General features: G+C 59.2%; 26 protein-coding genes and 1 riboswitch. Of the genes, 10 read left to right on the top strand and 16 right to left on the bottom strand.

The window, feature by feature from the left end:
• Nucleotides 1–68: 68 nt before the first annotated feature.
• The 7 genes from AB5Z54_RS08170 to rnd form a co-directional block, all read right to left on the bottom strand.
• Nucleotides 69–1,067 (bottom strand): MFS transporter, encoded by a 999-nt coding sequence (locus AB5Z54_RS08170; protein ID WP_368161149.1) that lies wholly within the window; start codon nucleotides 1,065–1,067, stop codon nucleotides 69–71.
• A 119-nt stretch (nucleotides 1,068–1,186) separates the two neighbouring features.
• Nucleotides 1,187–2,077 carry a LysR family transcriptional regulator gene (locus AB5Z54_RS08165; protein ID WP_368161147.1) on the bottom strand — a complete coding sequence of 297 codons (891 nt, stop codon included), beginning with the start codon at nucleotides 2,075–2,077 and terminating at the stop codon, nucleotides 1,187–1,189.
• Nucleotides 2,078–2,118: 41 nt separating this feature from the next.
• Nucleotides 2,119–2,454, bottom strand: a complete 336-nt coding sequence (locus AB5Z54_RS08160) for a histidine triad nucleotide-binding protein (RefSeq protein WP_368161146.1) — start codon at nucleotides 2,452–2,454, stop codon at nucleotides 2,119–2,121.
• Nucleotides 2,455–2,503: 49 nt separating this feature from the next.
• Nucleotides 2,504–2,770: an exodeoxyribonuclease VII small subunit gene (gene xseB, locus AB5Z54_RS08155; protein ID WP_006234311.1), complete on the bottom strand. Its 267-nt coding sequence runs from the start codon at nucleotides 2,768–2,770 to the stop codon at nucleotides 2,504–2,506.
• 42 nt (nucleotides 2,771–2,812) lie between these two features.
• Complete coding sequence (xseA, locus tag AB5Z54_RS08150) at nucleotides 2,813–4,264, bottom strand: exodeoxyribonuclease VII large subunit (protein WP_368161144.1); 1,452 nt, start codon at nucleotides 4,262–4,264, stop codon at nucleotides 2,813–2,815.
• A 115-nt stretch (nucleotides 4,265–4,379) separates the two neighbouring features.
• Nucleotides 4,380–5,084 (bottom strand): zinc metallopeptidase, encoded by a 705-nt coding sequence (locus tag AB5Z54_RS08145; protein ID WP_152076008.1) that lies wholly within the window; start codon nucleotides 5,082–5,084, stop codon nucleotides 4,380–4,382.
• Between the two features lie 128 nt (nucleotides 5,085–5,212).
• Entirely contained in the window at nucleotides 5,213–6,346 is a 1,134-nt protein-coding gene (rnd, locus tag AB5Z54_RS08140; RefSeq protein WP_368156928.1) for a ribonuclease D, read from the bottom strand.
• 98 nt (nucleotides 6,347–6,444) lie between these two features.
• On the opposite strand from rnd, the gene AB5Z54_RS08135 reads away from it, so the two are divergent.
• The 5 genes from AB5Z54_RS08135 (at nucleotide 6,445) to AB5Z54_RS08115 (ending at nucleotide 13,202) form a co-directional block, all read left to right on the top strand.
• Nucleotides 6,445–7,362 carry a diacylglycerol/lipid kinase family protein gene (locus AB5Z54_RS08135; protein ID WP_022094107.1) on the top strand — a complete coding sequence of 306 codons (918 nt, stop codon included), beginning with the start codon at nucleotides 6,445–6,447 and terminating at the stop codon, nucleotides 7,360–7,362.
• A 410-nt stretch (nucleotides 7,363–7,772) separates the two neighbouring features.
• Nucleotides 7,773–9,575 carry a C69 family dipeptidase gene (locus tag AB5Z54_RS08130; RefSeq protein WP_368161141.1) on the top strand — a complete coding sequence of 601 codons (1,803 nt, stop codon included), beginning with the start codon at nucleotides 7,773–7,775 and terminating at the stop codon, nucleotides 9,573–9,575.
• A 405-nt stretch (nucleotides 9,576–9,980) separates the two neighbouring features.
• Nucleotides 9,981–10,553, top strand: a complete 573-nt coding sequence (locus AB5Z54_RS08125; protein WP_368161140.1) for a hypothetical protein — start codon at nucleotides 9,981–9,983, stop codon at nucleotides 10,551–10,553.
• A gap of 158 nt (nucleotides 10,554–10,711) precedes the next feature.
• Nucleotides 10,712–12,463: an ABC transporter ATP-binding protein gene (locus AB5Z54_RS08120; RefSeq protein WP_368161139.1), complete on the top strand. Its 1,752-nt coding sequence runs from the start codon at nucleotides 10,712–10,714 to the stop codon at nucleotides 12,461–12,463.
• Nucleotides 12,456–13,202, top strand: a complete 747-nt coding sequence (locus tag AB5Z54_RS08115) for an energy-coupling factor transporter transmembrane component T family protein (protein WP_022094111.1) — start codon at nucleotides 12,456–12,458, stop codon at nucleotides 13,200–13,202. Before AB5Z54_RS08120 ends, AB5Z54_RS08115 begins: the two co-directional genes overlap by 8 nt.
• 125 nt (nucleotides 13,203–13,327) lie before the next feature.
• Here AB5Z54_RS08115 and AB5Z54_RS08110 read toward each other — a convergent pair whose 3' ends face one another.
• The gene (locus AB5Z54_RS08110) at nucleotides 13,328–14,074 is read right to left on the bottom strand and encodes an aspartate/glutamate racemase family protein (protein WP_233540514.1); all 747 of its coding nucleotides are present in this window, start codon (nucleotides 14,072–14,074) and stop codon (nucleotides 13,328–13,330) included.
• Between the two features lie 84 nt (nucleotides 14,075–14,158).
• Nucleotides 14,159–15,415 (bottom strand): carboxylate--amine ligase, encoded by a 1,257-nt coding sequence (locus tag AB5Z54_RS08105; protein WP_368161137.1) that lies wholly within the window; start codon nucleotides 15,413–15,415, stop codon nucleotides 14,159–14,161.
• Between the two features lie 234 nt (nucleotides 15,416–15,649).
• On the opposite strand from AB5Z54_RS08105, the gene AB5Z54_RS08100 reads away from it, so the two are divergent.
• The gene (locus tag AB5Z54_RS08100) at nucleotides 15,650–16,282 is read left to right on the top strand and encodes an MOSC domain-containing protein (protein ID WP_347478279.1); all 633 of its coding nucleotides are present in this window, start codon (nucleotides 15,650–15,652) and stop codon (nucleotides 16,280–16,282) included.
• Between the two features lie 234 nt (nucleotides 16,283–16,516).
• Nucleotides 16,517–17,650 (top strand): coiled-coil domain-containing protein, encoded by a 1,134-nt coding sequence (locus tag AB5Z54_RS08095; protein ID WP_117770125.1) that lies wholly within the window; start codon nucleotides 16,517–16,519, stop codon nucleotides 17,648–17,650.
• A 38-nt stretch (nucleotides 17,651–17,688) separates the two neighbouring features.
• Here the strand turns inward: AB5Z54_RS08095 and AB5Z54_RS08090 are convergent, their stop codons facing one another.
• The 7 genes from AB5Z54_RS08090 to AB5Z54_RS08060 form a co-directional block, all read right to left on the bottom strand.
• Entirely contained in the window at nucleotides 17,689–19,065 is a 1,377-nt protein-coding gene (locus AB5Z54_RS08090) for a serine/threonine protein kinase (RefSeq protein ID WP_260699875.1), read from the bottom strand.
• Between the two features lie 98 nt (nucleotides 19,066–19,163).
• Complete coding sequence (locus AB5Z54_RS08085; RefSeq protein ID WP_022094127.1) at nucleotides 19,164–19,586, bottom strand: hypothetical protein; 423 nt, start codon at nucleotides 19,584–19,586, stop codon at nucleotides 19,164–19,166.
• A gap of 32 nt (nucleotides 19,587–19,618) precedes the next feature.
• A complete protein-coding gene (locus tag AB5Z54_RS08080; RefSeq protein ID WP_035137903.1) occupies nucleotides 19,619–20,062 on the bottom strand; it encodes an FxLYD domain-containing protein in 444 nt (147 codons plus the stop codon).
• Nucleotides 20,063–20,226: 164 nt separating this feature from the next.
• Nucleotides 20,227–20,496, bottom strand: a complete 270-nt coding sequence (locus AB5Z54_RS08075; RefSeq protein WP_368161135.1) for a hypothetical protein — start codon at nucleotides 20,494–20,496, stop codon at nucleotides 20,227–20,229.
• 83 nt (nucleotides 20,497–20,579) lie between these two features.
• Nucleotides 20,580–20,921 carry a HigA family addiction module antitoxin gene (locus AB5Z54_RS08070; protein ID WP_055309779.1) on the bottom strand — a complete coding sequence of 114 codons (342 nt, stop codon included), beginning with the start codon at nucleotides 20,919–20,921 and terminating at the stop codon, nucleotides 20,580–20,582.
• On the bottom strand, nucleotides 20,893–21,174 hold the full coding sequence (locus AB5Z54_RS08065; RefSeq protein ID WP_006234335.1) for a type II toxin-antitoxin system RelE/ParE family toxin: 282 nt from the start codon (nucleotides 21,172–21,174) through the stop codon (nucleotides 20,893–20,895). Before AB5Z54_RS08065 ends, AB5Z54_RS08070 begins: the two co-directional genes overlap by 29 nt.
• A 101-nt stretch (nucleotides 21,175–21,275) precedes the next feature.
• Nucleotides 21,276–22,463, bottom strand: a complete 1,188-nt coding sequence (locus AB5Z54_RS08060; RefSeq protein ID WP_368161133.1) for an N-acetyldiaminopimelate deacetylase — start codon at nucleotides 22,461–22,463, stop codon at nucleotides 21,276–21,278.
• A 144-nt stretch (nucleotides 22,464–22,607) separates the two neighbouring features.
• Nucleotides 22,608–22,776, top strand: a riboswitch (Lysine riboswitch).
• A 65-nt stretch (nucleotides 22,777–22,841) separates the two neighbouring features.
• On the opposite strand from AB5Z54_RS08060, the gene dapA reads away from it, so the two are divergent.
• The 3 genes from dapA to AB5Z54_RS08045 all read left to right on the top strand — a co-directional run.
• Complete coding sequence (gene dapA, locus AB5Z54_RS08055) at nucleotides 22,842–25,151, top strand: 4-hydroxy-tetrahydrodipicolinate synthase (protein WP_368161131.1); 2,310 nt, start codon at nucleotides 22,842–22,844, stop codon at nucleotides 25,149–25,151.
• Entirely contained in the window at nucleotides 25,144–25,884 is a 741-nt protein-coding gene (dapB, locus tag AB5Z54_RS08050; protein WP_368161129.1) for a 4-hydroxy-tetrahydrodipicolinate reductase, read from the top strand. Before dapA ends, dapB begins: the two co-directional genes overlap by 8 nt.
• A gap of 39 nt (nucleotides 25,885–25,923) precedes the next feature.
• Nucleotides 25,924–26,301, top strand: a 378-nt coding sequence (locus AB5Z54_RS08045) for an LbetaH domain-containing protein (protein WP_497007495.1), incomplete at its 3' end; no start/stop codon positions are given.

Raw genomic sequence — 26,301 nt, 5'->3', positions numbered from 1 at the left:
ACGGCAGGCCCCGCCGACCGATTGCAAGCGGTCGGCGGGGCCATTGTGGCTCTTGACAGCGGATTGGGTCATATGAGTGAACAGCGCATCGAAGAATCGGCAGCATTTTGAATAATTGAGTATTTAATTGGAGCAAATAACGAGTAGGCGACCGTCTGCAACACATAGAACACGGGCAGCAAATAGACCGGAGTAAAGGGAATCAAAAATAGAGCAGTCAGGGAAAGGCGCACGATGCCGCAAATACGCGCAAAACGGCCCTTGTCGACACGAGCAATCACACTGGGCACGATAAACCCTATGGAGGCGGAGGCAAGGAGCTGGATCGCAATGGTCACGCCCGAAGCGACGGCATTCATTCCGCGACCCGCAAGCAGCAGCGAGAAAAAGTCTTCCAGGGCGACAAAAGCAAATGCCTGAGAACAGTCCATGATGAACGCCGAACGAAGAATGCCATTACACGCAATAGCGGCACCGATCATCTTCGGGCTCATTCCACGTTCAGGTGTCGCCGCAGTGCCCCCTCTTCGCATCTCAGGAATGCAGACAACAACAACCAACGTCAACACCATTGCGATGATATCTGCCGAAAGACCAATGAGATATGCACCGACAGACGAAATGAAACCGCCCACGCAAGCGGAGAGGGCATAAGAGGCATAGAAAACAAGTCGCTCAACGACATTAAGTCTTACGAGCTGGTCCTGAGAGACGCTGTCAATGTAAATCGCTTCGATGGATCCGCTCACACATGCAACGGCAAAACCCTTGAGAGCAAACGCACCGATTAAAAGCAGAGGAGATCGGACAATGAGCAGGGCGGCGTAGTACCCAAGCATTCCCACAATGCCAACGAGGCCGCTTGTCTTTCGTCCAAACCTATCAGCAATATAGCCAGTGGGAACTTCTAGGATGAACTTGCTCACTTGGTATGCAATCATCATGCTAGAAATCGCTACCATCGAAAGCCCGACGAACTCAAGGTAGACAGTTAGAAAATACAAGATGGTGCTGAAGTTCGACAGAAAAACGAATGTCATATAAAGCAAAACCGTACGGTTTTTCATGCTCCGCCCTCCAAGAGCCAGCAATCTAAATCGGATTCTTGGAAAAGCATGAGGGCAAAGCTGTCAGCTATGTGTTACAAGGCGTCAATAATCACTTGACGTCTCGAAGCCAATTAATCTCACGAAGCAAGATGACGCAATAGGTGCAGAAAAACCGTCTGGTGTCGATCAGTCCAGGAATTCTGCCGATAGCAAAAGTAGATAGGCAAGGTTACATCACGCGAGCCTTCAATGGAGCACTCACTCACTTCTGATCCATCCGACGCAAGAGAGGACCCAGATAAACTCAATATCAATCCCCCGGCTTGAAGAAACTCGGTCTGAGCCCTGCTTCCGTATTCAACATCACGGAAGCGAAAATTGACGAGCTGGGCTTCAGGGCATTGATTGATTGCATTGAGACAGGGTGACAAATTAATGGGAACAGCGAGCCTGCCGCCCAGTAACTCACGAATGGTCATAGCGTCAACAGATTGATGACCCGCTGGGCATGAAAGAACCTTGAGCTCCTTTTCACCCAAATATTTTGAAGAAAGAACGCTATCCCGTGGTTCCTCGAACGAGATAGCCGCGTCCGAAATTCCAAGTATAAGTGATTCAAAGCATGTTGCCGTTGGCTGATGCCACACATCAAGATGAATCTGAGGGTGCGAGCGTTCAAACGAGTCATACCAGTTTTCGGCAAAAAGGCGCCCCCGCCCATGAAGGCAGGGGGCGTAAAGACGAAAGTGGCCGTCGGGCGAGATGCCGTCGTCCCTCGATTGAGCGTACTTTTTGAGATCGTCGACTTGTGCCAGGATCACGCGTGCACGACGCACAAATTCTCTGCCCGCCGGAGACAAAACAGCCTCCCCCGCCGATCGGTCGAGCAAAACAATCTGATACTCAGATTCCAACTTTTTGATTGCCGACGAAACGGCCTGCGGACTCACATGAACGGCGCGAGCCGCTTTGCGCACGCCGCCATAGTTCGCTACCGCTTGAAGGTATTCGAGTTGAGAAAGCTGCATAGATTACTCCAAAGGCAGCCAAGTCGACGGGCCACGCGTCCTCAGATGAGGTTCTCGCCCAAGTTCTTGCCGCCGAGGACGTGCATGTGGAAGTGCATGACGGTCTGGCCGGCGTTGACGCCCTTGTTGGAGATGACGCGGAAGCCGTCCTCCAGACCCTTGGCCTTGGCGACCTCCTGGATGGCGTGAGCCATGGCGCCCATGGTCTCGGCAGGCACGTTGTCGGCGATGTCGCTGTAGTGCTTCTTGGGGATTACGAGCGTGTGGACCGGCGCCTGGGGGTTGAGGTCGTCGAAGGCGATGGCCTGATCGTCCTCATAGACAACGGTCGAGGGGATCTCGTGGTTGGCGATTTTGCAGAAGATGCAATCACACATGGTTGGTTCCTTTCTCACAGACCAAGGTAATTATATTTGGTCGAGATGGTTAGAACGAGAGGTTATCGTCGGTGTTGGCGGCTTCGCCGTCGGCGAGCACGTCGTTGCCGTCGACGTCCTTAAGGAGCACCGAGACCTTCTGCTCGGCATCGGACAAGCGGGTACGCAGGCTCTTGAGGAGCTCGACGCCGCGGGTATAGCTCTCGAGCGACTCCTCGAGCTCCATATCGCCCGACTCCAAGCTGCGGATGATGAGCTCCAGCTCCTGCGAGGCCTGCTTGTACGTAAGCTGCTCGACCGGGGTCTTCTCTGCCATATCTGTTTCCTTTCCTAAAGGTTTATCGCTATGAAACGCGGCTTACTCGACCGTATCGACCGTTGCCGCCACGTTGCCGTCTGCCATGCGCACACGAATGGCGTCGCCGGGCTTAAAGGTCTTGGCACTCGTAGCCACGCCATCATCGCTGTACGCGATGGAATAGCCGCGGGCAAGCACCTTGAGCGGCGACAGGGCATCGAGCGAGGCTGCCGCACGGCCTAGGTCGGACGCGGGTTTGCTGAGCATCGTACGTCCCTGATGCTCCAGACGGGAGCTTGCGAGCATGAGCGCATGGCGCTTGCCATCGAGCCCTGAGGTGCTTGCGATCAAGCGCTCGGGCAGACGCTCGAAGTTGGAGCGGAAGGCCCCAACCGAACGCGTTATGGCGCCCGACAGTCGATCGGCCGTCAGGGCAAGCTCAGACTCGCGACGCTCGACCATAAACGTTGGGTCATTGAGGCACGGGCGGCACGCGGCTGCATCGAGCGCATCGCCCAAACGAGCCGTATAGGTGTCCCAGGCACGACGACCGCGCTGGTCGAGCATTTCCAGATCGACCTGATCCGACCCGATCATCGAAGCCATCGCGGCGCCCAGACGCTGATGGCGCGCCTCGAGCACGTCGGCCAACTCCGTCATAGCCGGTGCTACCGATTCGGCCGCGGCCGTGGGCGTGGAGGCACGGCGGTCGCTTACCATGTCGCAGATCGAAGTATCGGGCTCATGGCCAATACCTGTCACCACGGGCACGGGACAAGCCGCCACCGCGCGGGCAAGTTCCTCGTCGTTAAAGGTCATGAGGTCCTCGAAGGAACCGCCGCCGCGCACCAGCAAGATGCAATCGGGCGCCGGCGTAATGGCAGCAGCGCGGTGCAAACCTTCAATAAGCTCTGCCGGCGCACCCTCGCCCTGGACCTTTGCGCCCACGCAGACAAGCTCGACGAGCGGGTTGCGACGGCGCAGCGTACGCTTAACGTCGTCGATTACCGCGCCAGAAAGCGAGGTGACGACCGCCACGCGTGAGCAAAACACCGGGATGCGGCGTTTACGGGACTCGTCCATCAGCCCCTCGCGGCGTAGCTTTTCGGCCAACTGCGCCACCTGTTGACGCAGCAGGCCCTCCCCCGCCAGCGAGAATGAGCGAGCGACAAAGCTCATACGACCCGTGGGCTTATAGAGGTTGAAGCTGCCCTTAAAGCTCACCTGCATGCCGTCACGCAGATCGAAAGTGCGCTTGAGGTAGGCGCCCTTCCAGATGATGCAGTCGACGGCCGCCGAGTCGTCCTTGATTTGGAAGTAGCAGTGGCCGCTTCGGGCATTGGGACCGCGGAAACCCGTGACCTCACCCAAAACGCTCAGCTGCGGAATGGCATCGAGCGCGCCGGCGGCGATCTCCACCGCTTGGCTCACGCTGAGCTCTTTGCGCTCCTGCTCGTCCGATCCGTCGAACTCGGCGGAAACGGCATTGCCGGTTAGATTCCAGCCTGCCACGCAGCCTCCTTTCGTCATCGTGCACAAGGGCTCCGGCCCTGCGCAAGTTCAAGTCCAACACATAGTACAGCGCCGCGGGGACACAAATCCCCACGGCGCCCGTCGGTCCCATTTGTTATCGGTTGGAGTTTCTGTTGTAGCGAGCCATCAGGTAGAGCAGCTGAATAATCGAGGTGAGCGCCGCCGCCACGTAGGTGAGCGCGGCCGCCGTCAGGACCTTCTTGGCACCGTTGACCTGCTTGGAGCTCATGCCCGACTGCTCGATATACGCCACGGCGCGGCGACTGGCATCGATCTCGACCGGCAACGTAACCAGCTGGAACAGCACGCTAAACGAGAAGAAGACCAGCGCGAGGGTCGTGAGACCCGCGATGTTCATGAACAGGCCCATGAGCAGCACGATCGTCCAGGTGTTCTGGGTAAAGTTGACGACAGGGACCAAAGCGGTGCGTACCTTCATCATGGCATAACCACTTTGACGCTGGGCGGCATGGCCCGCCTCGTGACAGGCGACGGCAACGCTTGCGACCGACCCACCCGAGCGGTTGGCATCCGAGAGATACAGGTTATTGTCCTGCGGGTTGTAATGGTCGGTGAGCTCGCCGGCGACACCCTTGATACCCACGGCGTTGCAGCCGTTGGCGTCGAGCATGCGGCGAGCGACCGTGGCGCCCGTGTCGCCGTCCGAGCGAACCTTGGACCAGGTTTTGTATGTCGAGTTGATATAGTTCTGTGCGGCAAGGCCAAGCACCGTGCAGACAAGAACAACCAGCAGGTACAGCGGGTCGATGCCAAAGCCGTATCCATAGTAATAAGGCATGCGAATTCCTCCGAATCGAGTTACACGTTGGAGGCATTTTACCCACTCGCCCAGCCAACGAGACACCATCGATGTTTTGGCATTGCAGCTCTAGAACGACGTTTACAGCGTTTGGTAAAACCGCGTAACTATAGAAGCTCGATTTTGCCGTCCTTCACGGTGAGTCCCATATTGCCGGAAAGCAGATCGTCCAGACGCGAACCCACGAGCTCAAAGCGCCAGCCTTCGCGCAGGGGGCTCTGCTCGGGATGCTCAATATAGTCGGCCAGGTCATCGCGCGAGGCAATGACCGAGGTCGCCACGCCCGAGCGCTCGGCAACCAGGCGAATGAGCGCATACATCAGGTCCGTCACGCTCTCCAACTCCGGCGAAATCTGACGGTGCCCGCGCACCATGAGCGGCAGGCGATCGTGTGGGCAGCTCGCACCGCGCTTAATGGCCATGAGCGCGCCGTCCACGTCGCGCTCCCCCAGCTGGTCGGTACCGCGAATGCTGCGGAACTCCTCAACACGAACGGGATTACGTTTAACCAGGGCCAGCAGCGTATCGTCGGACATGACCCACTTGCGCGGGATGTTGCGGCGCTCGGCGCGGTCCTCGCGCCAAGCGGCAAGCTCGCGTGCGATGCCCAACTGGTGACGGCTACACGAGTTGATGCGCTTGACCTTGCGAAACGCCTCATGGCGGTCGGCGCGGTAGTGCGACTCGTCGGCCAGCGGACGCAACTCGTCGAGCACCCAGTCCACCCGGCCCAGCTCGCGCAGGCGACTCATCATCTCGGTATAGGCGACGATCAAGTACTTGACGTCATCGATCGCGTACTCGATCTGTTTGTCGGTCAGCGGGCGGCGCGACCAATCGGTCAGCGACTCGGTCTTGGGCAACGAGACGCCGCAAAACGTCTGCACGAGCGCGCCGTAGGAAATCTGCTGGCGCTCGCCCAAAAAGGCGGCGGCCACCTGCGTGTCAAAAATGGGACTCGGCAGCACGCCCACGGTGTGGAGCATGACCTCCATATCCTGCGAGCAGGCGTGAAACACCTTGGTCACGCTCTCATCGCCCATAAGCTCGGCTAGCGGCGACAGGTCGTCGATCACCAGAGGGTCGACCGCCACGCTCTCGGCAGGGGTGGCAATCTGGACCAAGCACAGGCGCGGATGGAACGTGCGCTCGCGCAAAAACTCGGTATCGACGGCAATCGCGTCGAACTCACGGGCGCGCTGGCAAAAGTCGAGTAGAGCCTGATGTGTGGAAATGTACATATCAACCCATCGAATAAGGTTAGGCCCGAAAAACACGGGTAGGATATCGGCATTGCCCTACAACTATACTCGGTTAGTCACAGAACGGGAACGTAAGTATGCGCTGCCTTATCATCCACAACCCGGCATCGGGCCCCAGCTCAGATGAAATCTACGCGTTCACGCACGCCCTCGCGCAGGGCGGCGACGAGGTCGTGATGCGCTTTATCGGCGATGGCATGGAACCCGAGGACGCCGTGGCAGACGTGCGCGAGTTTGATCGCGTGGTCGTTTCGGGCGGCGACGGCACCGTCTCCAACGTGCTCGACCAGATGCGCGGATGCGGCGTCCCCACGCTCGTCTTCCCCTCCGGCACGGCCTGCTTGTTCTTCAACAACATTGGCAATGCCCCCGAGGCCGCGGCGCTTGCCAAGGCCTGCCGCGCCGGTCGCACGGTCAAAGTGGACATGGGCGAGCTCTTTTGGCTCGACGAGAACGGCAACGAAAAGCGCCACGGCTTTATCATCATCGCCGGCTCGGGCTTCGACGCCGAGATCATGATGAAGGCCGCCCCCGCCAAAAACGACATCGGTGAGATCGCCTATTTCCTGTCGGCGCTCGCCACACCCAACCCCACGGTGGCGCACTTTACGATTGAGCATGACGGCATTGTCGAGGAGCTCGATGGCATCTGCTGCATGGCCGGCAACACCTCGGTCATTCAAAACGACATCAACCTGTTCCCCGATTGCCGTATGAACGACGGCATGGTCGACATCGCGGTCATCGAGCCCGTAAAAACCGTGCAGCTCCTCCCGACCGTGATCACCGCCGCACTCGACCCCGCCGGCAAGGTGCTCGGCCGCCCGCAGTTCAAGATCATCCAGACCAAAGAAGCCAAGATCACCTGCACGCCGTCGCTGGGCATGCAGTTCGATGGCGAGATCATCTCCAGCAACTCGGGCGTCTTTGGCGCCCGCGCACTTCCGCAATGCCTCGACCTCATCGTCGACGAATTCTCCCCACTCGGAAAATAGGAGGACCCCATGAACGACACTCCCCTGCCCGGCTTTATCGTCATTGTTCTGGCCATGCTCATCGGCTATGCGATCAACGTGATCCACCGCCGGAAGAAGTAATTCCACATTGGTATGATATTCATCCAATTATCGTCTCCCCCGTTGTTTATGCATTTGCCAGACAGCGGGGGATTTTTCTTTGCGCCCCGTGCAAGGCGCTTTATTCAGGTACAGTAATTGCAGGGTGCCTTTATTTAAGTAAAGCTACAAAATGAGTATTCTTATCCGCTCATCGCATATTTTAGGACGCTCATCGAGTATTTCATCGAAATAGATGAATACTTCTTAGACTTCCGATAGGCTAATGGATGTATTTATTAGCTGAGATTCCGCACAGTTTTGCGGGGTCTCAACAGTTGGGAGGGATCATGAGGTTTACTCATCCTGTCAACACGCTCAAAAAGCTCGGCTGCGGCCTTGCGTTTGGAGCAGCGGCCATCATGGCCATGCCGACTTCGGCGCTCGCCTGCACCCAGATCTACATGGGTAGCAAGCTCACGGCAGACGGCAACACGTACTATGGCCGTTCCGAGGATTTCGGTCCGCGCTATGTCAAGCACTTTGGCATTGAGCCCGCACACAAGGACGGCAACGAGTACACATCGGTCGAGTCCGGTTTTGAGTACAAGTCCAAGGGCGCAACCTACCGCTACACTTTCGTTCGCGACAACCCCTCGCAGTGGGAAGATCGCTACGACGCATATTCCGAGGCCGGCATCAACGAGAAGGGCGTCTCCTGCTCTGCCACGTTGAGCACCTCCTATAACGAGAAGGCCGAAGAGGCCGACCCCATCACCGAGGAGACTGGCATTGGCGAGTACAGCTATGCCAGCGTCATCCTGGGCGAGAGCGCCACGGCCCGCGAGGGCGTCGAGCTCATCGGCAGCCTGATCGACGAGCAGGGCGTCTGCTCCAACGACCAGATCATCATCGCCGACAGCACCGAGACCTGGCTGTTCGCCGCGCTTTCCGGGCATCAGTGGATTGCTATGAAGCTCACCGATGACATCGCCTCGCTCAACCCCAACATCGGCAACCTCACCTATAACGTAGACCTCGATGACACCGAGAACTGTCTCCATTCCGAGGGCATCGAGTCCATGCCCAAGGAGAAGGGCTTTGCCGAGTACACCGACGGCAAGTTCGACGTCGCCAAAACCTACGGCGAGGAGATCGGCGAGGCCGGTATGCACCAGTGGTCGCGCTATATCCAGGGTCGCGATTACTTCATGGCCCCGCTGGCTGAAGGCACTGACTACGAGATCGTGAAGGACGAGCGTGAAGATGCTCGCGCCACGACCGGCGCCCTGGTCCACGAGATGCAGCCGCTGTTCTTCCAGCCCGGCAAGTCCGACTGGAACACCTTCGAGATGATCCGTTCCTTCGCCGCCCGCGGCGAGAATGTCGCCGGCCTCAACGCCAACACCGACGGCGCCTATGCCATCGGCTCCAACCGCAACACCGAGATCCACACCTTCCAGATTCGTCACGGCATGGATCCCGAGATCGCGACCATCCAGTGGGAGATGCTCTCCAACGCCGAGTTCTCCGTCGCTATCCCCCTCTACTCTGCACTGCTCACCGAGGTCAGTCCCTACTTTAGCGATCAGGATGTCTCCTTCGATCACTGCGAAGAGGAAGACGTCGTGAACAACGAGGAGCCCAAGAACTCCATCAACTACGTCCTCATGGACATCAACACGCTCGCCTATGAGAACCGCGACCACTGCGCTACCGGCGTCCGCGCCTACCTCGATGCGCTGCAGAAGGAACTCATCGAGCAGAACCTGACCGTCGACGAGGCCATGCAGGCCGCCGAGGGCACCGAGGCCCGCACCGCCCTGGCCAACAAGGCCGGCAAGGCTGCCACCAAAAACACCTACATCAAGTGCAAGGCCATGCTCGAGGAGATGCGCGACTACCTCAAGGAGGGCGACTTTTCCGAGGAGTTCGTCCCGAGCGACTACGATGCCGACAACGACTGCCTGGTCAAGTCCATCACCTACGCCGACGAGGCCCTCTCCGATGAGGACGTAGCCGAGCCCGAGGTCGAGAAGGAAGAGGCCACCGAAGAGAAGTCCGAGGGCAACAACATGGCCGCCATGGCCGTTGGCGCCGTCGTCATCATCGGCGTCTGCGGCTTCGTGCTCTATCGTCGCAAGAAGGCCTAAGAACCCCCACCTTAAGGCGCGGGCGGGATGGCCAAGGTCGCCCGCCCGCCCAGCCACCCATTCGACCGGCGGGAAACATCGCCGAAATCTTTTCAAAAAAGATTCCCTGCACACACTTCGCTGTGCTATAGTGCAGCGCAACAGCAACTAGGTGCGACCGCGCCACGGCATCACGAAAGGAGCCACCAACATGAAGAACACGATGAAGTCTCTCAACAACTGGTGGTGGCGTGATGCGAATACGATCGGTCGACGGTGAGTCCCTCACACCTGTTTTTGCGCTCTAGGTGATTAGAAGGCCTCCGGTTTCGACCGGGGGCCTTTTTCTATCTCGAGCCCGATCGCATTCGCATCGCGCGCCTCCGCTTTCTTCTCTTTCACTTCCCCTCCGAAAGGATTTTCACCATGTCTCAGAACACCACCACCGCCCAGCCCCGCACCGTCCAGACCGCCGACCGCGGCAAACTCGACGTCCGTGCCCTTGTCTTGCTCGCCATCCTGCTTGCCGCTGGCTTCATCCTCAACTTCACCGTCGGCAAGGCTATCTCCGGCATCTCGGGCGGTATGATCAGCCCCGAGTTCATTATCTCGGCCTTCTGCCTCACTATCCTGGTCGTGCGCCCCAACATCGGTCAGGCACTCGTCATCGGCCTGATCTCGGCTGCCGTGATCCAGATCACCACCACCTCGCCGTTTGTCGATTTTGCCGCCGAGGGCATCGCTGCCATGCTCATGGCCGTCATTGTCAACGCTGCCGCCAAGGACGGCCAGGTTAGGCCCGCCGTCGCCATCGTCGCAGCCTTCGTGACCACCTTTGTCTCGGGCGTCATCTTCATGGTCATCAAGATGGCCATGCTCGGCGTGGTAGGCGAGCTCGCCGCCGCCATGCTGCCCGTCGTCGCCATGACCGCCGTCTTTAACGCCATTCTGGTCGGCGCCCTCTACTTGCCCATCCAGAAGGCCCTGAAGCTCAACTAACCCGTTCGACTTTACGAGCCACCCCATCTTGGCGTTCATTCGTCGCTCGCGTACCCAAGTACGCTTCACTCCTCTTTCGCGCCAACCTGGGGTCCCTCGTAAAGCCGTCTCCGTGCTTCACCACCAAAGACTGTCCCCAATGACTACGAAAGGTATCCATGGAAACGATCATCAACGTCGACGATGTCTCGTTCTCCTATGGCACGCAGACCGAGCAGGCGCTCAGCCACATCTCGCTCAGCGTGAACAAGGGAGATTTCATCGGCATCATCGGGCCCTCGGGCGCCGGCAAGTCCACGCTTGCCGCCTGCCTGTCGGGCGCCGTGCCCCACCACTACACCGGCACGTTCTTTGGGTCCGTCATGGTCGACGGCCACGACACCTGCGAAGTCTCGCTCACCGACGTGTCGCAAATCGTCGGCAGTGTGCTGCAGGATATCGACACGCAGATGGTCGCTTCGGTCGTCGAGGACGAGATGCTCTTTGGCCTCGAGAACTTTGGCGTTCCCCACGACCAGATCGAGCAGCGCGTGAGCGAAACGCTCGAGACCGTCGGCATCAGCGACCTGCGCGACCGCGAGATCGCCACGCTCTCGGGCGGACAGAAGCAAAAGGTAGCCATCGCCGCCATCCTCGCCATGCGCCCGCACGTCTTGGTTCTCGACGAGCCCACCGCGGCACTCGACCCCGCCAGCTCCACGTTGGTCTTCGAGACGCTGCGTGAGGCAAACCGCGCACTTGGAATCACCATCGTCGTCGTTGAGCAAAAGGTCGCCCTGCTCTCGGAGTACTGCAACCGCGTGCTCGTGCTCAACCATGGCGAAATTGCGCTGCAGGGCGAGCCACACGAGGTCTTCGCGCATACCGACGAGCTCCGTGCCATCGGCGTCGACTGCCCTCGCGTCACGCGTATCTTCAATAGCCTCGAGGCCGATGGCCTGGTAAGCGGTACCCCCTGCTTGGATGTCGATGAGGCTGAGCGCCTGATTTCGGGCATCGTCGACCCCGCACACGCGGCCATCGAAGCCCAGGCGCCCACCGGTTCCCCGCATGCACCGTCGTTGCGTCCTCATGCCAAGGACGCCGAACCCGTACTCACCTTCGACCATGTTGAGTTTGCCTATCCCAATGGCGGCGCCGCCGTACACGACCTTAGCCTGACGCTCTATCCTGGCGAGCTCGTGGGCATCGTCGGCCAGAACGGTGCCGGCAAGACCACGCTCACCAAACTGCTCACGGGCCTGCTTAAGCCCGCCTCGGGCAGCGTGCGCGTTACGGGCCTGGATACTGCCGCGGTCCCCACGAGCCGCATTGCCCGCGAGGTCGCAACGCTCTTCCAAAACCCCGACCGCCAGATCTGCAAGGATACCGTGCTCGACGAGGTCGCCTTTGGCTTGGAGCTGGGCGGCATGGACCGTGCCGAGGCTCTGCGTCGCGCCCAGCTGGTCATCGACCGCTTTGGTCTGCCCGCTGACGAGGCACCGTTCTCGCTTTCGCGTGGCCAGCGACAAATGGTGGCACTTGCCTCCGTCGTAGTGGTTGAGCCCAAGATCGTCGTGCTCGACGAGCCCACGAGCGGCCTTGACTACCGCGAGTGCATGACCGTCATGGAGACTGTGCGCACCATGGCCGAGCGCGGCTGCGCCGTAATCATGGTCTGCCACGACATGGAAGTCGTCTCCGACTTTGCCGAGCGCATCGTAGTAATGGCCGACGGTCGCATCCTCGACCGCGGCCGCACGCACGAGCTATTCTCGAACATCGAACTCATGCAGCATGCCTACGTTGAGCCGCCCCAGGTCATCGAACTCTCGCGCCGTCTGGCATCTTCCGTCTCGCCCGCTTTTGCGCAGGTGAGCGAGGTCACCGATGTCGTTCGAATTACCAAGGAGATGGTCCACCGTGGTTAACGTCATCGACTACATGCCGGGCGATACGCTGCTGCATCGCCTGAATCCCGTCGTCAAACTGGGCCTCGCTGCCGCCATCATCGTCGGCATCTTCTTGTCCGACACCTACGTGGCGCTGCTGGGCTTTTTGGCACTCACCCTTGCGCTGGGTGCCTATGCCGGCGTCGTCGACCGTCTGTTCTCGCTGCTCAAGTTGCTGATTCCGCTCGCGCTTATCATGCTAGTGCTCCAGCTTGCCTTTATGCGCGATGGCAACGTGGTGTGGGGTTTTATCACCGACACGGGCCTCATCACAGGATCGAAGGCCTGCCTGCGCCTGCTGGGTGTGGCGTTACCACTCATCCTCATGCTCATGGTGACCAAGCTCAACGACCTTGCCAACGCCTGCGTCGAGGTGCTGCACGTGCCGTATCGCTATGCCTTCACCTTTACCACGGCGCTGCGCTTTGTGCCGGTGTTTGGTCAGGAGATGAACGCCATCATGGAGGCGCAGACCGCACGCGGCGTCGAGTACGACACCAAGAACCCCATCAAGAAGCTTAAGCTCATGCTGCCACTGTGTGTGCCACTGCTCATCTCGAGCGTGGGCAAGACCGATGCCACAGCCTTGGCGGCAGAACAGCGCGGCTTCTATCTGCGTACGCGCGCCAGCTCGTACAAGCGCTACCCCATCAAGGGCCTGGACATCGCCGTGCTCATCGTCAGCATCGCCCTCATCGCCATCGGCTTCCTGTTCTAGTTCACCACCGACAGCAACAGCCCAACGCAAAAGGCCTCGGCTCGCACCAAACGAGCCGAGGCCTTTACTGTTTCACCAGATAAAACCTACCAAAATTAACCTGTCCCTTTTTGACAGGTCGGAAGCTAGAGGCGGTAGGGGGCGCCGCTGCGGATGATGGATTCGCGCACCAGGACATCCATGGCGTCGAGGGTGATCTCGGGCATCTCTCGGTACTTTTGCAGCACCGAGAGCTCGGTGCAGGCCAGAATGACGCGGTCGCAGCCGCTACGGGCGAACTCCCACATCACGCGGTCGAACTTATCCATATCGGGCTCACGTCCGGCCTTCACATCATCGTAGATAAGCGACATCACATCGTTCTGACGTTTCTCGCTGGGATAGACAACCTCGACACCCGCGGCCTCGCATTCGCGGCCGTAGACGCCCGCGCCCACGGTGCCATCGGTTCCCATGATGCCAATCTTGTGCACCGGCTCGGCCGGCATACTCAGGTTGGGATCGAACTCGCACTCCCCCATCACCGCACCCGCAAGGGCATAGCGAACCGACTCGCGCGGCATGTGGATAATCGGCACCTTCGTAAACGACTGGATCTGGTCGTAGAAGTAGTGTGACGTGTTGCAGGGAATGGCAATGTGCGCACAGCCCAGCGACTCGAGTGCCTGGGCACACTCTTTCATGGTCGTCAGCAGCTTGGCATGCTCGCCGGTCTTAATGGCCAGCGTGCGGTCGGGCATGGTCGACTTGGAGAGCACCACCATGTCGATATGTTCCTGATCGCAGGCAGCAGCCGTATGACGCACCACCTGGTCGTAGTAATACGACGTGGCCTCGGCGCCCATGCCGCCGATAACTCCCAGCTTTTCCATCGCCGCCTCCTTGGTGACGCTTGCGCAATTGCGCGTATCATACCCGCGCCCGCCCGATGCAAACCGGACGGGCGCCGCGCTCATCTACTTGTAATACGTCTTGAACAGCTTAAAGTGGCGCAGCTTGGTGTGCCACATGCGCAGCCAGCGGTTAAAGACAAAGTCGCCCTTCATAAACGAAGGGTCGGCGCCCTTGCCTTCCTTGTCCAGGCGATGCACCTTAGCGCGCAGCTCGGGATCCTTGACGTACTTGTCGACGACGCCCATGGGGACGACCATCCACAGCGCCTCGTCCTGCGCCGTCACAAACTCCGGCTCAAACGGGCGGTCGAACACATACTCGTCCACCACATACTTGGCAACGTTAAAACCGCTGTTGGTAACGTAGTAGTTGCTGCGGCCCTGGCGCGTGTTGAAATCGAAGAACTTAAACGAGCCGTCGCGCTCGTCGTACTTAACGTCAAAGTTGGAATAGCCCACAAAGTGAAGGTCCTCGAGCAGCTTGCGCACGCCGCCCATGAGCTCGTCGTTGGGCTCGGTAATGATACAGGCATGGTTGCCGACACCGTGGGGCTGATGCTCCTCGAGCAGCACATGGCCCAGGCACATCATGCGGACCTTACCGTTGCGGTCGGAATAGCTGGTGAGCACGCGCATGTACTCGTCGTTGCCGGGCACGCGATCCTGCAAGATCAGGTCGTCGGTGTAGCCGCTGGCATACGAGTCGCGAATGACCTGTTCCAGCTCGGCGCGGTCGGCAATCTCATAGGCCTTCTTCTGGCCCTCGAACTCATGCTGCCACCACATGATGCCGTCAGAAGGCTTCAGAATCATCGGGTAAGGAAAATCGATCTGGTCGAGCACTTCGGCAGGCGCCTCACCCTGGGCATTGAGCATCGCCTTGGTAAAGGTAAACGTGTGCGGATAGGGCACGCCATGCTTCTCGCACAGCTCGTAGAAGATCTCCTTCTTCTGGCACTGCTCGAGCATGCTGTAGGGCGCGTAGGGAGCGACGATGTTATCCGCCAGCTCATGAGCATCCTTGGCTTGAGCCACGAGAGCGACATAGTTGTCGCCGCAGCCCACAAGGACAATAGTCTTGTCGGCATGCGCTTGGGCAATGCCGTTGACGGTTTTGAGCATCACGGGCATGGTGTCGATATCCACGTTGGGCGTGTAGTCGATAATCTGGCTGCGGTACGCGGGACCCGTCTGATACTTGCCAAAGACCAGACTCTTGACCTGGTACTCCTCGTAGAAGGCGCGCGCCACCGAATAGGCGTTGATGTCGCCACCGAGCAGCACGGGAATGAACTCGCGCTCTGTAAATTGCAATGCCATGGAAACTTCCTATCATGAACTGCCCACACAACGGGCGGTCTTTGCGCAACTGATTTATTCTAGCGTGCCAAGCCGCCGGCGCCCAAAGCTCCACCGTATCTATGGCAATCGACGCAATCGTCCAGCACGAAGGCCAGCACGAAGACGGCGCTCACTGTTGTATGACAATGGGCAATGAACCTACCGTTGTTGTAGGATTCAGCGTATTGACATCTTCGAGCGAAAGGCGCGCACGTGCCCCAAGACCATCCGACCGATAATCCCATCCTCAATGCCGCGAGGCGCGAGCTGGCGGAACGTGCGAAAGCGACCGCTCCCCTGTGCACGGCAAACGACGCCTACAACGGACCCGCCCGCATCGTCTCGATCAACACGTCGGCACACAAGGGCACGCGCAAGTCGCCCGTCGCCGATGGACGCGACACCGTTATAGAGCAATTTGGTCTCGCCACCGATGCGCACGCCGGACATTGGCACCGCCAGGTCTCTTTTTTAGCCGCGGAGTCCATCCAGACGGCGCAGGCACGCGGGCTCGACGTTCACGAGGGTGACTTTGGAGAAAACTTCACAACCCGGGGCATCAACCTGTTCTCGCTCCCCTTGGGCACACAGCTCAAGCTTGGAAGCGACGTGCTCGTCGAAATCAGCCAAATCGGCAAGGTCTGCCACACCCGTTGCGCCATCTACTATCTCGCTGGCGACTGCATCTTTCCCCACGAGGGCGTTTTTGGCGTGGTACTAAAGGGCGGAGAGGTCCATACCGGCGACGATATCCGGGTAGTCAAACTCGGCGACGGCACCTGTTCGTTCACCCCCGCCGAGGCCCTCGAAGAGATTGAGCAGGCTCGCCAGAAGGGCGCGCTGTAGCTGTAAAACCCCACGTTGAGATGGCTTTTACAGCCCAAAACTCCTCTCAAACAGAGCTCCGTAACGTTAAAGTTGAACTCTATGGTTTCTCAACAATTCATCATAACTGCAGGTCAAAGCCAAAGCCTCAAGTTCAACTTGACCCTTTGGGACCTTTAAGGTTCAAGTTGAGGTCGAAAGCAGTAGTAGAATACCGTTCGAACCATAACCTACGATTGATTGCAGAGGGACTGGATGCAGCATTCGAATCATCGCACCGCAGCGCTCATTGCGTCGAAGCCGGCTCGTATCATCACGAGCGCCGCGCTCGCCGTTGCGCTGACGGCCACGCCGATGCTCTCCCCCGTTGCGGCGTATGCCGCCTCGCAGGCAACGCAGGACCAGCTTTCCGCAGCCCAGCAGAAGATCGAAGCCGCCACGAGCGCCTACAACGACGCCCGCACCAAACTCGATGACCTGCAAAAGCAGATTGACTCCAATGAGGCAAGCATCGAGGAAATCGAGGCTAAGCTTCCCGAGCAGCAGGCCAAGGCAAGCTCCGCCATGCGCGATCTGTATAAGTATCAGAAGGGCACCAACCCCATCGTGAGCTTCCTGGTCAACGCGCAGAGCCTGGGTGAGTTCATCACGACCTGCAAATACACCAACCAGATCACGAGCTCGAGCGTCGACGAGATCGAAGAGCTCAATAACATGCAAACCGAACTCGAACAGAACAAGGCTGAGCTCCAGCAGGCCAAGTCTCAGCTTGAGGCAGAGCAGAAAAACGCCGAGGATGCGCTGGCGCAGGCCCAGCAGCTCCGCAGCGAGGCACAGGCAAAAGCCGAGCAGGAAAATGCCGCCGAGCTTGCCAAGCTTGAGGCCGATAAGGCCGCTGCCGCTGAGAAGCTCTCGGGCGAGGGCGTGAGCGGCAGCAATTCCAGCAGCCAGGCCACTAACACCAACACCACCATCGACACCACGGTGAACAACGCCAATACCGGTAGCTCCGATTACGATTCGTTCATTAATGAGTGGACGAGCCGCATCGACAATTATCTCGCCGGCTCCCCCATGGCAGGCCAGGGCTATAACTTTGCCGTCGCCGCTTGGAATACCGGTGTCGACCCCCGTTGGTCCCCCGCCATCGCCTGCATCGAGAGCACCAAGGGTGCTTATTGCGCCAATTCTTACAACGCCTGGGGCTGGAGTGCCCGCGGCGGCGGTTGGCGCAGCTTTGGCAGCTGGAGCGAGGGCATCTCCGCTCACGTTGCCTATCTGGGCGCCAACTACGGCTCCACCCTTACCCCGGCTGCGGCCAAAAAGTACTGCCCGCCCACGTGGCAGGACTGGTACAACAAAGTCGCCGCTCAGATGAACCGCATCTAAGTGCAACTGCAAAGGGCCCCAATGGGGCCCTTTTTCTTTTAGGTAGCGGAGGTATCGACGACGCCGGTCGCATTGGCAACCGCGACTATGACGATCATGCATAGGAGCAGCACACCCAATGCCTTGAGCCAGAGTTTCGCGAGCTTCTTGCCGCGATAGCTGTCGAGCAGTGCGAATCGCCGACGAAGACGGCGCTTATCGAGCAGCGCAAAATGCATAAGCACCATAAGGCCATCGACAAAGAAAAAATACTCGATTATGAGAAGCCACGTCGGGTAGCTTTGGTTTGCTCCGGTGGGGTGAAAGACGGCAAAGTGACTTCCGGCAAAGAACACAAGCAGCGAGAAGCAGACGAGCGTATTCCAAATGCGGCCCAGAGACTCCGGAACGCGAGAGAGCAGGCCGCATGCAGCGGAGGCGGCAGGGCCAGGAGGCCCTGCGGGGTTCTGGAGCCCTTGGGGCGTCAACACCGTCTCCGAGGCCGGAGTTCGGACAGGCGGCGCAGGAGGCCGCACGGGGCGACTCAGATCGTATGCCGCGCGCGTCGCCCGTCCCAACGCTTCCGCACTCGCAAAACGCTTGGCCGGGTCGAGCGCCATCGACATGCAGACGGCATCGGCAAGTGGAGTGGGAATGCCGCGCGCCTCGCATTGCTCGCGCATGTCGAGCCCTGGCTTAGGGTCGACTCCCGTCAAGCAGAAGAACAACAGGGCGCCAAGTGCGTAGACGTCGCTTCGCACGCTCGTCTGCCCAAACCCATACTGCTCGGGCGGCGCATAGGGTCGCGTGCCAAACTTGACGGTGTCGGCATCGGCGCCATCGTGCCATACGCGCGCGATCCCCAGGTCGATAATCACCAGCGATGAAAACGTCAGGCCGTCATCAGGCGTATAGTTGGCACCTGTCACGATGATATTCGACGGCTTGAGGTCACGATGGATCACCGGCGCCGACGTCTCCCCCGCCATTGCAAAACCGGCATGGAGCTCGCCCACGGCGTCGCAAAGGACAGGATACAATTCACGCGCATAATCGGGGGTGGCTCCCAGACGGTCCACCAGCGCCCCGAGCGTCTCCCCTTCGATGTATTCCATAACCACGTTGAGCTCGTCGCCCACACGACGACAATCGACGATTCTGGGCAGGTGCTCAAAACGCCTGCCTGCCCGCTGAACGGCAAACAGACGTTCGTATGCCCCGCCGATTTGAGCCGAAGCATCGATGCGTTTACGGACAAAGGGGCCGAGCGAGCCACCGCCGGTTCCTTCAAAGTACACGAGCTCGGTTGTTTCAACGGTCGAGCGCTTAAGTACACGCTCCACGCGATAGCTGTCGTCGCAATCGAGCGACGCCAGGTGCTCGGCAAGCGCTGCGGTCAGCTCGTCATCGGAATATGTTGGGGTCTGAGTATCCATAGCCTCCATCATAGCGCAGGGCGCAGACACCCCATGGCATCCGCGCCCCGTTCGTTTGCATCGTTGTTCGGCAGCTCCGCCGGCTCAGATATCAGCCGCTAACTCACCGTCTCCTCGCCAAAGCGATACAGCTCCTCGTTGACCTTTTGGAGGCTGCACCCGCGATCGATGCAAAAGATGATAATCGCATCGCGGCGGTCCTTGCAGTTAAGGACGCTTACCCCGGCAGCTGTCAGCGCACGGTTAGTCTCTTTGAGCGTCAGCGCCATCGCAAAGGCAATCTGCAGCACCTTATTGCGGCTCGGATGCCGCGCACCGGTAAAAATCTGATAGCCAAAGGTCTCATTGAGATCGGCCATACGAACCACGCGCGAGCGCTCCAAGCCCTTTTCCTGCAGTAGCTGCTTCAGGTAGTTCGAAAGCGACGGGGCGGCAAAGTCGTGTTCTTTGATATAGCCATCGATGTTTGGCGCGTCGAGAAGCTCATTGAGTAACTCGTCAGTCAGCTTTTTATCGGGCATACGACTTCACCTCCCCCAGTGCATGCAACATGCTAGAAACCGCTTACGTCCGAACGCTCCCAGCTAGCAACCTGGTCGGGAGACACCGTACCCAGCGCCTCGAACTTCCAGGAGCCGCCCGCCTTCAGATGATTGGTGTTTGCAAGAGCCGTTCCAACCTGGTTGCCATCGGCATCATACAGAACATATTCAATCTGAATGTAGCTCTTTTCCTTATCCGTGTTATTGGTCAGCGTGCCCGTGATCTTATAGGTAAACTGATTGGAAGTGTCTTCAGCCTCGTCAGCAATGGTATACGGTTCTTGCGGTTCTTTTTGCTCCTCAGCCTGCTGTGTCGTCTCGGCAGGTTTTGCCGAATCGCTCGCAGACGAATCGGTTGAGTTGCCGCCCATAGAGCCCACGGCACCGACAATAACCAGCACCACAATGATGCCTAGGACAATCTTGCCGATCGGCTTCTTTCCCTCTTTTGCCATTATTCATCCTTCCTACGATCCGGCTACCGTGCCGGCACACAGCACATCGTAGGAAGGATTGAACTTGAATTCATTAGCTGAGAGCTAAGGTTGCGATAAACGGCCAATGCAGTTATCCAAACGCCGAGCAAACGCACTTTGCGCGACCGTCTGCCGGCAGCGCATCAACCCACCGTGACGGATTCCCCGGTAAAGGCACTGACCATCAACAGGACAAAGAACACCAGGTAGCTGACACTCAGCGGGTACGCAATGACCAGGAATACAACCCAGCCGACATTGGCTTTACCGCCGGCACGGCGTCGCTCGCGATTGCGGCAGAGCCAAATCGTCACGCCGATGGCAGTGATAAACAGTACGAGTGCCGCCGCAGCCAGCCCAGCAAGCGCAAACATCACGCCAATGCTCACAGCAATAACCGGAAGCAACAACAAGCCGCATCCACACCCACCGGGACTATAAACGGCAGACTGTCGGCGTCGTTCCATCGTCACTCCAACCTCAATATCTTTGAGCACTACAACGCAGCGGCCTGCTGGACAGGAACGATCTTATTCAGCTCCGGTTCGATCCGCCTTTTCTCGGCCTCAAGGTCAAACGCCACCTGAGCGCGCAGCCAATAACCATCCGTCAGGCCAAAATAACGGCAAAGACGGAGGTCGGTGTCGGCCGTCACGCGACGTTTTCCCAAGACAATCTGCCCGATACGCTGAGCCGGAATCCCAGTCTCTTTCGCAAGGCGATATTGAGAAATGCCCATGGGAACAAGAAACTCCTCTTTGAGAAGCTCACCAGGAGTCACCGGCGACAGCAAATCGGCCGAAGTCTCATCACTTGTGATAATCGACGATTTCGACATTCCAAGCCATCTCCTGTCTCCACTCAAAACAGACCCGATAGCGCTCGTTAACACGGATGCTATATTGACCGGCACGATCGCCCTTCAAAGCTTCCAGGCGGTTGCCCGGTGGAACGCGAAGATCATCAAGCGAAGCACAAACCTGCAGTTGGCGAATCTTCCTCAACGCAACACGCTCAAAGGGCACGAACCTCCTGACCCGCACACCCATGGCAAAGCGTTCGGTATCCTCATCTTTATACGATGCAATCATAGTATCGCCTTACGTTAATAACGTCAAACGTTTCTATAGAGTTACATCCCTATTATACCGTACATCTGTTCGTGTTTTCTAGAGCAGGTATCCTTCGCCAATTAACCAAGCAGAAACAATCGTTTGTAGACATCGAGGCCTTTGAGCAGAATTTCCTCGCCAAAGAGCATGGTATCGGTATGCAGAGCGCTCGTGGCATAGGCGGGACAGCCATCCGAATCGCTCGGGTTTTCTTGTCCCTCTGGCACGCCCGTGCCCAGCAAGAAGAACACGCCCGGCAGATGGCGCTGATAGAACGCGAAGTCCTCGGCAATCAGCAGCGGCTCGTCCACAAGTTGCAGCTCGGACAAGGCAGGCGCAATGCAGGCAAACAGCTCGGGGTCGTTATCGACTGGCGGATAGCCCTCGGCAAAGTCGAGATCGTACGTACAGCCTGTTGCGGCGCAGGCCTCGTCCAACACGCGGCGCACGCCCTCGCGCGCACGGTCGAACGTGCTGTCCGTAAACACACGCAGGCTGCCGGCCACATGGGCCTCCCCCGCCACCGCATTGCAGACGGTACCGGCCTGCAGCAGACCAAACTTGCCGATACAGGGCTCGTCGGTGCCCAGCTCGTCCATCAGCACGCGCTCGGCAACCAAAAACTTCGCTGCCGCCAACGCGGCATCGTGCGACTCCTCAACCGGCACACCATAGGTCTTAGCAATATGGATGCTCGTACCGTGAATATGGATATGCGTCTCGCTCGAACGCGCCAGCAGCGGACCGGAACAACTCGCCAACGTGCCGGCAGGCAGATCGGGCCACACATGGAAGCCAAAAATTCGGTCGACCCCGTAGCGCTCGAACACGCCGCTCTCGCATACCGTCTTGGCGCCACCGGTCGTTTCCTCGGCCGGCTGGAACACAAAGAGCACGTTGCGCTTGATGGCACCCGGCTGCTCGCGAATCGTACGGTCGACATACGTCGCGGCGGCAAGTGCCATGGCCATATGTCCATCGTGTCCGCAAGCGTGCATCTTGCCGGGATGGGTCGAGGCGAACGCTGCCCCTGTTGCCTCGGCAATGGGCAGCGCATCCATGTCGGCCCGAATCGCCGTGGCATGTGCGGCGCCAACGCCAGCATCGAAGAAAGCGCAGACGCAGCTGGGGCACGGATGGGTCACCTCGCAAGCGAGCGGTGCCAGTACGCCCTCGATATAAGCGATGGTTTGCGGAAGATCGAAATCGAGCTCCGGGATCCTGTGCAAGTCGCGCCGATAGCGACGGAGTTCTTGGAGCTCGGTCATAGAGGATCCCTTCGTGAGGCATATCTGTTGCAACTTATTGTGATACAGGATTGTGGCACACATGTTTCCAGCATATTGCTGCATTTTTTAAACGTTATATACGAATACTCTTGTTTGGTAAAGTGCAACGTGGTAGGGTCGTTACCACTTGATAGAGGCGCGGGCACGAAGAACCGCGGGCGAGCCGGCAGGCTTTGACCCCGTGGGGAGGCGAAACCCGCCGAACTGGGCTTTTCGGGCACGAACAACCTGGTGGGCCTGCGGGAAACACCCACAGGACTGTCTGCAGCAATGCGGGAGCGCTATCCGGACATTGGGTCCGCGCTATGCGGATTCGATGCGCAGATGGCGCCGTCTGGATAGCGAGGTTTACGGGACATGGCATTGACCCCCAACGAGGCATATGCGGCCAAGCAGCCGTTTGTGGACAAGGAGACGCTCGAGCATATCGTCGAGCAGTTCCCCACGCCGTTTCATCTATATGACGAGGCGGGCATCCGCCGCAACATGCAAGAGGTGCGCGATGCCTTTGCATGGAACCCGGGCTTTAAGGAATACTTTGCCGTCAAGGCAAATCCCAACCCGGCGCTCATCTCCATTCTCAACGAATACGGCTGCGGCTGCGATTGCTCGAGCTATACCGAGCTCATGATCGCCCGCTCGCTGGGCATCACGGGACACGACATCATGTTCTCGTCCAACGACACGCCGGCAGCGGACTTTGAGCTCGCCGACAAATTGGGCGCCATCGTCAACTTTGACGACATCAGCCACATCGAGTTCTTTGAGCGCGTCGCGGGCCCCATCCCCAAGACGGTCAGCTGCCGCTTTAATCCGGGCGGCCTGTTCCAGCTCTCCAACGGCATCATGGATAACCCCGGCGACTCCAAGTACGGCATGACCACCGAGCAGCTCTTCGAGGCGTTCCGCATGCTCAAGGCCAAGGGCGCCGAAAACTTTGGCATCCACGCATTCCTTGCCAGCAACACCGTCACCAACGACTACTACCCCAGGCTCGCGCGCATCCTCTTTGAGCTTGCCGTGCGCCTGGAGCGCGAGACCGGCGCACATGTCGCCTTCATCAATCTGTCCGGCGGCGTCGGCATCCCCTACCTGCCCGAGCAGCAGGCCAACGACATTCACGCCATCGGCGAGGGGGTGCACGCGGCCTACGACGAGATCCTGGTTCCCGCCGGTATGGGCGATGTGGCCATCTGCACCGAGATGGGCCGCTTTATGATGGGGCCCTACGGCTGCCTGGTCACCAAGGCTATCCACGAGAAGCAGATCTACAAGGACTATATCGGTGTCGACGCAAGCGCCGTCGATCTGATCCGCCCTGCCATGTATGGCGCTTACCACCACATTACGGTAATGGGCCAGCCGGGCGGCGTCGACAAGACCGCGGCGCCTGTCACAAACACGTACGACATTACGGGCAATCTGTGCGAGAACAACGACAAGTTCGCCATCGACCGCGAGCTACCGCAGATCGACATGGGTGATGTGCTCGTGATCCACGATACCGGCGCGCATGGCTACTCCATGGGCTACAACTACAACGGCCGCCTGCGCTCCGCCGAGGTGCTGCTGCGCCCCGACGGCTCGGCCGACCTTATCCGCCGCGCCGAGCGCCCGGGCGATTATTTTGCCACGCTCGACGTGCTGCCGTGCGGCCGTGAGCTGCTGGCCAAATCGCGCGCCGAAAGCGCCCGTCGTCGCGCTCAGGACGAGCGCCTGGCCGTCGCTGCCCAATGGAACAAACGCATCCAGATCGCGGACGCGAAGGAGAAGAACATGGATATCCGCAATCTCGAGGGCTCAATCGTCGCCCTTGTCACGCCGTTTAAAATGGACGGCAGCGTCGACTTTGACGCGCTCGAGCGCCTTATCGATTTCCACCTGCAAAACGGCACCGACGCCATTCTCACCCTGGGCACCACCGGCGAGAGTGCCACGATGACCGATGACGAGGATAACTCCGTCGTCGCCGCCGTGGTCAAGCATGTTGCAGGACGCGTCCCCGTCATTGCCGGCTCGGGCTCCAACTCCACGCAGACCATGCTCACCAAGTCGCTTACTTACCAGGGCTTGGGAGCCGACGGCCTGCTGCTCATTACCCCCTACTACAACAAGTCCAACGAAGAGGGTATCTATCAGCACTTTAAGACCGTCGCCGATGCCGTGGACATCCCCTGCATCCTGTACAACATCCCCGGCCGCTGCGGCTGCGGTATCAGCGAGCGCAACGTAGAGCGCCTGGCCGCGCACCCCAACATCATGGGTATTAAGGAGGCCTCGGGCAACGTCGCCTACGCGGCCAAGATCGCCCACCTGCTGTCAGACGACTTCCGCATGTACTCGGGCGAGGACGCGCTTACCGTGCCGCTCATGAGCCTGGGCGCCTCGGGCACCATCAGCGTGTGGGCAGACGTGCAGCCGCAGCTCGTGCATGACATGTGCCGCGCCTATTTGGACGGTGACGTGGCGCGTGCCCGCGATATCCAAATTGCCGGCCAGCCGCTCATCAATGCCCTCTTTAGTGAGGTCAACCCCATCCCCGTCAAAGAGGCGCTCGCCCAGATGGGTATGATCGAGGCAAACTACCGCATGCCGCTGTGCCCCATGGCAGACGACACGCGCTCTGCACTTACCGATGCTCTGAAGGGGGCTGGTCTGCTTGATTAAGACCGTCATTATGGGAACGGGCCGCATGGGCTCGCTCATCCGCACCACCGCCGAAAGCATTGTCGATGCCGCCGGGCAGCCCGTTTTTGGTATCGTGGCCCAGATTGGCTTCGATTTGAGCGAGTTCGAGAACGCACCGGCTGCCGATGTGATTATCGACTTCTCGAACGTTGCGACCTTCGATGCTGTCGTCGCCTATGTCGAGCGCACGGGCGCGGCGTTAGTCTCGGGCACTACAGGCTACACACCCGAGCAGATGGACCGCCTGCGCGAGCTGGGCCAGAACGCCCGCGTCATGCACTCCGGCAATTACTCCATCGGCATCGCAGCCCTGCGTCATCTAGTGGCTCAGGCCACGCGTGAGCTGCCCGGCTTTGACTGCGAGATCGTCGAGACGCACCACAACCAAAAGGTCGACGCCCCCAGCGGCACCGCCAAGTTGTTGCTCGACGCCGTCGTCGAAGCCGAGCCCGAGGCAGGCTACCACCCCGTCTATGGCCGCGAGGGCATGTGCGGAGCACGCAATCCCAAGGAAATCGGTATGCACTCGCTGCGCGGCGGCACCGTCGCCGGCGTGCACGAGGTGAGCTTCTTTGGCCAGGACGAGGAGGTCACGCTCACCCACCGCGCCACAAGCCGCCAGATCTTCGTCAACGGCGCCCTGGCCGCCGCCCAGAAGCTCGTCGCCCGCGAACCCGGCTTCTATACGTTCGACAAGGTCATGTTTGTCTAACCAGGTGTCAACCGAATCCGCCCAAAGGAGAGATAGCAAATGAGTAACGCAGCCGAGATGGATGCACAGAAGATTATCAACTACATCGCCACCGCGCCCAAAAAGACGCCCGTCAAGTTGTACGTGCGCGAGAAGCCGGGCATGAAGGTTGCTTGGGGCGACGCACATGTCTACGGCGGTCGTCGCGGCAAGACCGTCTTTGGCGACTGGGATGAGCTTAAGGCCATCCTGGACGCCAACGCCGATTCCATCGATTACTACGACGTCGAGAACGACTGTCGCAACTCTGCCGTGCCCATGCTCGACCTTAAGGGCATCAACGCCCGCATCGAGCCGGGCGCGATCATCCGCGACCGCGTCGAGATCGGCGACCGTGCCGTCATCATGATGGGCGCCATCATCAACATCGGCTCCGTC

Origin of the sequence: Collinsella aerofaciens (genome assembly GCF_040910185.1) — a bacterium.
GTDB classification, from domain to species: Bacteria; Actinomycetota; Coriobacteriia; order Coriobacteriales; family Coriobacteriaceae; genus Collinsella; species Collinsella aerofaciens_BF.
The sequence above is the reverse complement of the archived record's forward strand: the minus strand, read 5'-3'. Positions and strand labels throughout refer to the sequence as shown.

Bases quoted from the DNA above. Each gene is read 5' to 3' on its own strand.
- AB5Z54_RS08170 (WP_368161149.1), bottom strand. From the start codon at position 1,067: ATGAAAAACCGTACGGTTTTGCTTTATATGACATTCGTTTTTCTGTCG.
- AB5Z54_RS08165 (WP_368161147.1), bottom strand. From the start codon at position 2,077: ATGCAGCTTTCTCAACTCGAATACCTTCAAGCGGTAGCGAACTATGGC.
- AB5Z54_RS08160 (WP_368161146.1), bottom strand. From the start codon at position 2,454: ATGTGTGATTGCATCTTCTGCAAAATCGCCAACCACGAGATCCCCTCG.
- xseB (WP_006234311.1), bottom strand. From the start codon at position 2,770: ATGGCAGAGAAGACCCCGGTCGAGCAGCTTACGTACAAGCAGGCCTCG.
- AB5Z54_RS08145 (WP_152076008.1), bottom strand. From the start codon at position 5,084: ATGCCTTATTACTATGGATACGGCTTTGGCATCGACCCGCTGTACCTG.
- rnd (WP_368156928.1), bottom strand. From the start codon at position 6,346: ATGTACATTTCCACACATCAGGCTCTACTCGACTTTTGCCAGCGCGCC.
- AB5Z54_RS08135 (WP_022094107.1), top strand. From the start codon at position 6,445: ATGCGCTGCCTTATCATCCACAACCCGGCATCGGGCCCCAGCTCAGAT.
- AB5Z54_RS08130 (WP_368161141.1), top strand. From the start codon at position 7,773: ATGAGGTTTACTCATCCTGTCAACACGCTCAAAAAGCTCGGCTGCGGC.
- AB5Z54_RS08125 (WP_368161140.1), top strand. From the start codon at position 9,981: ATGTCTCAGAACACCACCACCGCCCAGCCCCGCACCGTCCAGACCGCC.
- AB5Z54_RS08120 (WP_368161139.1), top strand. From the start codon at position 10,712: ATGGAAACGATCATCAACGTCGACGATGTCTCGTTCTCCTATGGCACG.
- AB5Z54_RS08110 (WP_233540514.1), bottom strand. From the start codon at position 14,074: ATGGAAAAGCTGGGAGTTATCGGCGGCATGGGCGCCGAGGCCACGTCG.
- AB5Z54_RS08105 (WP_368161137.1), bottom strand. From the start codon at position 15,415: ATGGCATTGCAATTTACAGAGCGCGAGTTCATTCCCGTGCTGCTCGGT.
- AB5Z54_RS08095 (WP_117770125.1), top strand. From the start codon at position 16,517: ATGCAGCATTCGAATCATCGCACCGCAGCGCTCATTGCGTCGAAGCCG.
- AB5Z54_RS08090 (WP_260699875.1), bottom strand. From the start codon at position 19,065: ATGGATACTCAGACCCCAACATATTCCGATGACGAGCTGACCGCAGCG.
- AB5Z54_RS08085 (WP_022094127.1), bottom strand. From the start codon at position 19,586: ATGCCCGATAAAAAGCTGACTGACGAGTTACTCAATGAGCTTCTCGAC.
- AB5Z54_RS08080 (WP_035137903.1), bottom strand. From the start codon at position 20,062: ATGGCAAAAGAGGGAAAGAAGCCGATCGGCAAGATTGTCCTAGGCATC.
- AB5Z54_RS08070 (WP_055309779.1), bottom strand. From the start codon at position 20,921: ATGTCGAAATCGTCGATTATCACAAGTGATGAGACTTCGGCCGATTTG.
- AB5Z54_RS08065 (WP_006234335.1), bottom strand. From the start codon at position 21,174: ATGATTGCATCGTATAAAGATGAGGATACCGAACGCTTTGCCATGGGT.
- AB5Z54_RS08060 (WP_368161133.1), bottom strand. From the start codon at position 22,463: ATGACCGAGCTCCAAGAACTCCGTCGCTATCGGCGCGACTTGCACAGG.
- dapA (WP_368161131.1), top strand. From the start codon at position 22,842: ATGGCATTGACCCCCAACGAGGCATATGCGGCCAAGCAGCCGTTTGTG.